The organism is Brevundimonas vesicularis (assembly GCF_032067225.1).
GTDB lineage: Bacteria > Pseudomonadota > Alphaproteobacteria > Caulobacterales > Caulobacteraceae > Brevundimonas > Brevundimonas vesicularis_F.
Genome location: NZ_DAMBJX010000089.1, coordinates 1 through 7,742 on the forward strand (window position 1 = coordinate 1; position 7,742 = coordinate 7,742).

At 65.7% G+C, this 7,742-nt stretch carries 6 protein-coding genes; 1 reads left to right on the forward strand and 5 read right to left on the reverse strand.

Annotated features, from left to right (window positions below; translation table 11 throughout):
- The 5 genes from RT123_RS14995 to RT123_RS15015 all read right to left on the reverse strand — a co-directional run.
- A partial coding sequence (locus tag RT123_RS14995) for a 2-oxoglutarate dehydrogenase E1 subunit family protein (RefSeq protein ID WP_409514921.1) occupies nucleotides 1-855 on the reverse strand: 855 nt, incomplete at its 3' end.
- 262 nt (nucleotides 856-1,117) lie between these two features.
- On the reverse strand, nucleotides 1,118-2,020 hold the full coding sequence (gene sucD, locus RT123_RS15000; RefSeq protein WP_045809475.1) for a succinate--CoA ligase subunit alpha: 903 nt from the start codon (nucleotides 2,018-2,020) through the stop codon (nucleotides 1,118-1,120).
- Between the two features lie 57 nt (nucleotides 2,021-2,077).
- Nucleotides 2,078-3,268 (reverse strand): ADP-forming succinate--CoA ligase subunit beta, encoded by a 1,191-nt coding sequence (gene sucC / locus RT123_RS15005; RefSeq protein WP_313009985.1) that lies wholly within the window; start codon nucleotides 3,266-3,268, stop codon nucleotides 2,078-2,080.
- Nucleotides 3,269-3,353: 85 nt separating this feature from the next.
- Nucleotides 3,354-4,880 carry an MFS transporter gene (locus RT123_RS15010; RefSeq protein ID WP_313009986.1) on the reverse strand — a complete coding sequence of 509 codons (1,527 nt, stop codon included), beginning with the start codon at nucleotides 4,878-4,880 and terminating at the stop codon, nucleotides 3,354-3,356.
- Nucleotides 4,881-5,022: 142 nt separating this feature from the next.
- Nucleotides 5,023-7,263, reverse strand: coding sequence for a TonB-dependent receptor (locus tag RT123_RS15015; RefSeq protein ID WP_292076196.1), 2,241 nt, complete (start codon nucleotides 7,261-7,263; stop codon nucleotides 5,023-5,025).
- A gap of 177 nt (nucleotides 7,264-7,440) precedes the next feature.
- Here RT123_RS15015 and RT123_RS15020 point away from each other — a divergent pair.
- Nucleotides 7,441-7,742 (forward strand): helix-turn-helix domain-containing protein (locus RT123_RS15020; RefSeq protein ID WP_313009989.1); only part of this gene is annotated, 302 nt, incomplete at its 3' end.

Genomic DNA, 7,742 nt, shown 5'->3' on the forward strand with positions numbered 1-7,742 from the left:
ACCGCCGCGCTTGATGACCTGCTCCAGCGCCGGGACCATGGCCTCGCCGCCGTCCAGGCCGAACCGCTTGGTGCCGGGGAAACGCTTGTGCAGGAAGCGTTCGAAACCTTCGGCCTCGACCAGCTTGGACAGGATGGCCAGCTTGCCTTCCTTGGAGAAGGCGTTCTGCTCGAACTTGTCGGCGCCCTCGAACCGCTGCTGCAGCCAGGATTTCTCTTCCGGTTCAGCAATGTGCATGAACTGGATGCCGATATTGCCGCAATAGGTGCGTTTCAGGATCTCCAGCACTTCGCGGATCGTGCCGGTCTGAAGACCAAGCACGCCGTCCAGGAAGATCGGACGGTCCAGATCGGCGCCGGTGAAGCCGTAAAACTCGGGCGTCAGCTCGGGGTTCTCGACCGGCTGTTCGATGCCCAGCGGGTCCAGTTTGGCCTGCAGGTGCCCGCGCACGCGATAGCTGCGGATCAGCATCAGGGCGCGGATGGAGTCGTGGGCGGCGGCGCGGATCGCATCGGCCGAGACGTCGGCGGACGCGGCCTTGGGCGCAGCAGCAGCCGGCGCAGCGCCGGCCTTTTTGGGATCGGGCTTCGGCGCCGGCCAACGACCGTCGAAGACGCCGGTCTCCTCCGTGGGTTCGGTCGCCACGCCGCGACCCCAGCTGCCGGCGCCGGCCGAAGCCGTCACCAGCGCGGCGTTGTCGCGCAGCTGGTCGAAAAAGGCTTTCCATTCGGCGGAAACGGAGCCGGGGTCTTTCGCCCACTTCTCCTGAAGCTCCTCGACGTAGGCCGCATTGGACCCGTAGAGGAATGAGGTCTCGGCAAAGACCTGGTTCAGCCGACCGGCATCGTCCGCCATCGTTTCGCAATCCCTGGGCCCCGACGGACACATCTCCGTGAGGGGCGCGCCCGTCATATAGGCGTCGTTTCCTGACGGGTCATGACCGAAACGGGGCAATTTGGTAGGAAATTGGTCGCAGGCCCAAGAAAAAACGCCCCCGGCCTGAGCCGAGGGCGTTCATCGATGCGTCACACGGCATTTTTGATGCCGAAAAGGCGCTCAAGCAGCGAGGCGCCGCGCGGCGAGCGTAGCGCCCGCGCGTAGCACGCACTTGGAAGCCTCAGCCCTTCAGAACTTCGACCAGGGTCTTGCCGAGGCGCGCAGGCGATTCCGACATGCGGATGCCGGCGGCTTCCATCGCCGCGATCTTGGATTCCGCATCGCCCTTGCCGCCCGAGACGACGGCGCCGGCGTGGCCCATGGTGCGGCCCTTCGGAGCGGTACGGCCCGCGATAAAGCCGGCCATCGGCTTCTTGCGGCCCTTCTTGGCTTCGTCGATCAGGAACTGGGCGGCGTCTTCTTCCGCGCCGCCGCCGATTTCGCCGATCATGATGATCGAGGTGGTTTCCTCGTCGGCCAGGAACAGCTCCAGCACGTCGATGAATTCGGTGCCCTTGACCGGGTCGCCGCCGATGCCGACGGCCGTGGTCTGGCCCAGGCCTTCGTTGGTGGTCTGGAACACGGCTTCATAAGTCAGGGTGCCCGAACGCGACACGATGCCGACCGAGCCCTTCTTGAAGATGTTGCCCGGCATGATGCCGATCTTGCACTCGTCCGGCGTCAGGATGCCGGGGCAGTTCGGGCCCAGCAGACGCGACTTGGAGCCTTCCAGGCGACGCTTGACCTTGACCATGTCCATCACCGGGATGCCCTCGGTGATGCAGGTGATGAAGGGGATTTCGGCGTCGATGGCTTCGATGATGGCGGCGGCCGCGCCCGACGGCGGGACGTAGATCACCGAGGCGTCGGCGCCCGTGGCGTCCTTGGCTTCGGCGACCGAGGCGTAGATCGGCAGGCTCTCACCGTGCGATCCGGTCCAGTTCGTGCCGCCCTTGGACGGGTGCACGCCGGCGACCATCTGGGTGCCGTGATAGGCCAGGGCCTGTTCGGTGTGGAAGCCGCCGGTCTTGCCGGTCAGGCCCTGGACGATGATCTTGGTGTTCTTGTCGACGAGAATGGACATGGGTCTGTGCTCTGAATTCGATGTGTCAGCGGGGCGGTGGCGAGTAAGGCCGAAGCCTTAGCCGACCGCCGCGACGATCTTCTGGGCGGCGTCGTCGAGGTCGTCGGCGGCCTGGATGGTCAGGCCCGACTCGTTCAGGATTTTCTTGCCCAGTTCGGCGTTGGTGCCTTCCAGACGCACGACCAGCGGCACCTTCAGGCCCACTTCCTTCACGGCCGCGACCACGCCCTCGGCGATGACGTCGCACTTCATGATGCCGCCGAAGATGTTGACCAGGATGCCCTGGACGTTCGGGTCGGCGGTGATGATCTTAAAGGCCGCCGCGACCTTCTCCTTGCCGGCGCCGCCGCCGACGTCGCAGAAGTTGGCCGGCTCCTTGCCGTACAGCTTGATGATGTCCATCGTCGCCATGGCGAGCCCTGCGCCATTGACCATGCAGCCGATGTTGCCGTCCAGCGAGACATAGGCGAGGTCCCACTTGGACGCTTCGATTTCCTTGGCGTCTTCTTCGGTTTCGTCGCGCAGTGCCTTGATGTCGTCGTGGCGGAACAGGGCGTTGCCGTCGAAGCTGACCTTGGCGTCCAGAACGCGCAGGTGACCGTCCTTCATGACGATCAGGGGGTTCACCTCCAGCATGTCCATGTCCTTCTCAACGAAGGCCTTGTACAGGGCGGGGAACAGCGACTTGGCGTCTTCGGCCGCGGCGCCCGTCAGGCCGTAGGCGGCGGTGATGGCGGCGACGTCGGCGTCGGTCACGCCCGCGCTCGGGTCGATGACGATGTTCTGGATCTTCTCGGGCGTGTCGTGGGCGACGGTTTCGATGTCCATGCCGCCTTCGGTCGAGACGACGAAGGCGATGCGGCCATAGGCGCGATCGACCAGCAGCGAGCAGTACAGTTCACGCTCGATGTCGGCGCCGTCCTCGATGTAGAGGCGGTTGACCTGCTTGCCGGCGTCGCCCGTCTGGGCGGTGACCAGGGTGTTGCCCAGCATTTCCTTGGCGTGAGCGACGGCTTCCCCGACCGAAAAGGCCAGGCGAACGCCGCCCTTGGCGTCGGCCGGCAGTTCCTTAAACTTGCCCTTGCCGCGGCCGCCGGCGTGGATTTGCGACTTCACGACATAGAGCGGGCCGGGCAGCGATTTGGCGGCCGCCTCGACCTGATCGACCGACGTCACCGCGACGCCTTCGGCGACGGGTGCGCCGAAGCCTTTGAGGACCTGCTTGGCCTGATATTCGTGAATGTTCATGGGGGACCGTCGCAACCGCTGCTGGGAGAGTTGCGGGGCTTATAGGCCCCACCCCTTCGCAGGTGCAACCGTCCACAGGCCCCCTTTAGTCGACCCAGTCCTTCTTGAGGGTGCGCGACGCCCCGATCAGCAGGATCGCGGCGAGCACATAGAAGCCCATGCCGGTGTAGATGGCCCAGCGCAGGCTTTCCTCTCCGAAGCGCGGGGCCAGCAGGTCGCTCATCCAGCCGAAATAGTAGAAGCCGACCGCGATCCCGAGCAGATTGTTCAGCAACAGGAACAGGGCCGAGGCCGTCGAACGCATGGCAGCCGGCACCAGATGCTGAACCGCAGCCGTGATCGGACCCAGCCAGGCCAGGTTCAATCCGGTCGGCAGCAGGAAGATCAAGAAGGCCAGGGTCAGCTGCTGAACGTGGCTGCCGCCGCCGGGCAGAACCAGGCCGATCAGCCACGGCGAGTTCATCGCCAGTATGAAACAGGGCGCCGAGATCAGAAAGGCGACGGCGGGCGTCAGCGGATAGGCGCCCTTGCCCTTCTTGGACAGCTTGTCGGCGATCATGCCGCCCAGCCAGATGCCCAGGATGCCGCCGATCAGGGCGATGCCGGAATAGTAGATGCTGGTCTGTTTCAGGGTCAGGTCGAAACTGCGCATGAAGAACAGGGGCAGCCAGCCGGCCACGCCATAGCCGCATACCGACGATGAGGCAGCGCCCAGGCCCAGGAGCCAGAAGCTGGGCTTCTTGATCACCACCGAGGCGGTACGCCTCGCGATCATCAGCGAGACGCCGATCACCACCGCCAGCAGGCCGCCGAACGCCATCACCAGCGGATTGCCCAACGACGTTCCTATCAGCCAGCTCAATGCGCCGAGGATCAGCAGGCCGGCGCCGAGACCCAGCATGATCTGGGCGGCGATCTTGCCGGCCCGGTCCGTACCAACGGGGGCGGCGGCCAGGGCCGCGACCTGGGCCTCGGTCTTTATGGCGTCCGTCCCGCCGCGCCTGGGATCCCGCACCGTCAGACGCAGCAGGGGCGCGACCAGCACGCCCAGCAGGCCGACCACGATGAAGGCCGTGCGCCAGCCGTAAGTCGCCGCCAGCAGGCCGCCGACCAGGGTGCCCGCCGCCATGCCCAGCGGAATTCCGAAGGCGAAGGCCGCCATGGCCCGCGCGCGCTGATGCGGCGGGAAATAGTCGGCGATCAGCGAATAGGCCGGAGCCACGCCGCCCGCCTCGCCGATGCCCACGCCCATCCGGCACAGGAACAGCTGACCGAACGACCCGGCCATGCCGCATAGGGCGGTGAAGCCCGACCAGACGGCCAGGGCACCGGTCATGATCCAGACCCGGCTGAACCGGTCCGCCAGCCAGGCCAGGGGAATGGCCAGCGTCGAATAGACCGAGGCGAAGGCGATGCCGCCCAACAGGCCGAACTGGCTGTCGGACATGCCGAACTCTTCTTTCAGAGGCGCGGCCAGGATGCCGATGATCTGGCGATCCAGGAAGTTCAGCATGTAGATCAGGATGAGGACCGCCAGCACATAGTAGCGGTAGCCGGGCCGCTCAGGCCGCTCGGGCCGCGCCTCCTGGACCGTCAGCGTCTCCGTCGTCATCGGCGTTTCCCCTCGGCGTCTTGTTGTTTGTTGCGGCGAGCCTAGCCGCAAGTCCGGCCTGTGCAAAATAGGCCCCATGAAGCGAAAAAGGGCGGCGGCCCGGAGACCGCCGCCCCTCGTCGTCAGGCGTTATGGATGTGGATCAGAACTTCAGACCCAGGGTCGCCGTGACGGTGCGCGGCGGGCCGTAGAAGCCGATGATCGAGTTGCCGGTCAGGGCGCCAGGGAAGGTGTAGCCGCCGACGCGATAGCGTTCGTCGCCCAGGTTCTTGCCGTGGACGCCGAAGGTCAGGCGATCGTCTGACGAGGTCCAGACGATGCTGGCGTCATACATCCAGTAGGCGTCCTGATCGAGCAGCGGCGCGGGCGTTTCGAACTGCTGATAGGCGCCGCGGTAAGCGACCGACGGGATGAAGGCGATCGACGAACCGTTCTCCATGACCCAGTTGTAGTTGGCCGAGATCGATCCGGTCCATTCCGGCGTGTTCTGGAAGTCGCGCTGCGAGGATACGTCGACGACGCAGCCCGGCAGGGTCGGGCAGGACGTATTGCCCGAGGCCGTCGGGATGTAGGCCAGGAACTGGTCGAACTTCGCGTCGATATAGCTCAGCGAGGCGTTGAACGTCAGGGCGTCGGTGGCGCGCACGCGGCCTTCGAACTCCCAACCGCGGATCGATGACGAGCCGACATTGTCCACCACCGAGGCGACGGTCGCGCCGGCCGGATACTGGGTCGTGATCTGCTGGTTCTCGTAGCTGGAATCGAAGATCGCGGTGGCGAAGGTCAGACGACGATCCAGCAGCGAACCCTTCAGCCCGATCTCATAGGTCTCGACGGTCTCGGGCGCATAGCCGTTGACGGTGGCGGGATACAGGACCGCATCGCCGCGCATGTCGAAGCCGCCCGACTTGAAGCCCTCGCCCCACGACGCGTAGGCCGTCAGATCGGGGCCGAACTTGTAGTTGACCGAGACGCGCGGCGTGAACTTCTCGAACTCGCGCGTGCGGGTGTAGTTGGTGCGCGGCGCGCCCAGCGGCACGGCGGCGTTGTTGCCGAAATAGGGGCTGCGGATGCCCAGATACTGCTGACGGAAGACGGTGCCTTCCTTCTCGTCCTTGGTGAAGCGTCCGCCGACCGAGACCGACAGGGCGTCGGTGAAGTCATAGGAGAAGTCGGCGAAGGCGGCGTAGCTCTTGGTCGCCACCGAACCCGAGGTCAGGGTCGTTAGATTGGCCAGACCCACGACGGTGTCGAACGCGCCCGAGGCGTTGGCGTCCATGTAGAAGACGCCGGCGACGCCGTTCAGGCGGCCCGCGCTGACCAGAACCTGGAATTCCTGGCTGAACTGGTCGTCGTCATAGGCGGCGGGGATGTCGAGGATGGGCTGGGGCAGGTTGTCGAAGTCGATGTTGCCGCGCGTCAGGCCTTCACGATAGGCGGTGATCGACTTGAAGGTGAACATGTCGCTCATCTCCCACTCGCCGGTCAGCGACACGCCGCGCGTCTGGACGCGGTTCTTGTCGCCGGCGCCGGCGTTGGTGTCATAGACATCGGCGGGCGACGGGGCGAACTCGCGGTGGCCGTGCCGCGCGTTGGAGTCGTCGTTCACCAGATCGCCGGCCAGACGGAAGAACAGGCTGTCGGTCGGGCTCCATTCCGCACTAGCGCGGAAGGCGGTCACGTCCTTGTTGTAGTGTTCGTTGCCGGTGTTCAGGTTTTTGCCGTAGCCGTCACGCAGATAGCGGGCCAGGGCGGCCGAGACCTTGAACTCGTCGCTGAACGGCAGCTGGGCGCTGGCGATCACGTCGCGCTGGTTATAGCTGCCGTAGGAGGCGCGCAGGCGTCCCTCGGGCTCGTCTGCGTCAATTCGGCTGGTGACGTATTTGATGGCGCCGCCGATAGTGTTGCGGCCGTAAAGCGTGCCTTGCGGACCACGCAGCACCTCGACCCGCTCCACGTCGAAGATGTCCAGAACGGCGGCCTGCGGACGGGCCACATAGACGTCGTCGATATACAGGCCGACGCCGGGATCAAAGCCCCACAGCGGATCCTGCTGACCCACGCCGCGAATAAAGGAGATCAGGGTCGAGTTCGAGCCCCGCGCGGCGTTCAGCGTCAGGCTGGGCGTCGAGCGCGCCAGTTCGGTGATGTCCAGGGCGCCGCGTGCCTCAAGCTGTTCGCCGCTGACGGCGGTCACGGCGACCGGCACATCCTGTAGGCTTTCTGCGCGGCGGCGCGCGGTGACGACGATGTCGTCGACGGTCGCCGCATCTTGGGCGTTCGCGGCCTGAGCGGTCGCCTCCGCGTCCTGGGCGACCGTGGCCCCCGCAAGCACGCCCCACGCCGCGCCGGCCAGCAGCGCGCACTTCACATGACGGTTCATGATCCTAGACCCCTTTGTCGTTTCCAGCCCGATGGACGCTTTTATTCAGCGTTCAATGATTTTCACGGAAACTACCCGGTTTCGGCCGTCTGTCAAACACTGGACTGACGCAGCGTCACTTGGATCGCCGACCGTGGCGCCGTTGCACCGTCGCGGTCGTGCGCCTAGCCTTGCCGGATGAGCAAGCCTGAAGCCGTCCCTTCCACAGCCCGTCCTGTCGCTGCGGCGCGTCGCAAGGCGGTCGGGGCGACGCCGGCGCGACGCGGCCGCCCGCCCAAGACCGAGGCCAAGGCGGCGGGCGAGACGCGCGATCTGATCCTGGATGCGGCCGAGGACCTGTTTTCCAAACATGGCTTCTACGGCGTCACCATCCGCGAGGTGGCGCGCGAGGCCGGTGTCGATACGGCCCTGGTCCACTACTATTTCGGGGCCAAGCGCGAGCTGTTCGATGCCGTCTTCCTGCGCCGGGCCGAGGTCTG